1 protein-coding gene is annotated in these 476 nt (G+C 46.4%); it reads right to left on the bottom strand.

All coding sequences use genetic code 11. The features are described from left to right. The coding region (locus tag HC733_RS22640) for a transposase (protein ID WP_190367213.1) at positions 1-476 on the bottom strand (476 nt) is incomplete at both ends.

Here is a 476-nt window from a genome sequence, read left to right as displayed (position 1 = left end):
ACGACTTTTGTTTTTTCAATGCTTTACGCATCCGCTTGTATTGTTTGGCATGCGCATAACGACTGACTGAATTTGCGACCTTCACACCTGCTCTCGCATAGCTTTGCCGCAGTGTGATACCTGCGTGTTTGGCAAGGTCGACCAGTTTTTTACGGCATCGTTCAAGCAGTTTACTGTCGGTTGGAAAACAGATGTTCTTTTCCATCACGGTGCTATCCACCACCACTTCGCGCAAACTACTTTCTTTTACCGCGCCGACTTTTAGTCCGACATCGACGGTCAGCGATAACATGAGTTCCGCACCTTGCTCGCCAATTCGCTTGCGAAAGCGAACCATCGAACTGGGGTCACACGGCATGTGATGAGTAAAAAACTGCATCCCACAAAAATACTGCCAATAGGGATTTTCACACCACATGGCGACCGTATTTTCATCCGAAAGTTTATGAATTTGTTTAAGATATTCCAATCCAGCC

Source organism: Pseudoalteromonas sp. S16_S37 (genome assembly GCF_014694405.1).
Taxonomy (GTDB): Bacteria; Pseudomonadota; Gammaproteobacteria; order Enterobacterales; family Alteromonadaceae; genus Pseudoalteromonas.
The sequence above is the reverse complement of the archived record's forward strand: the minus strand, read 5'-3'. Positions and strand labels throughout refer to the sequence as shown.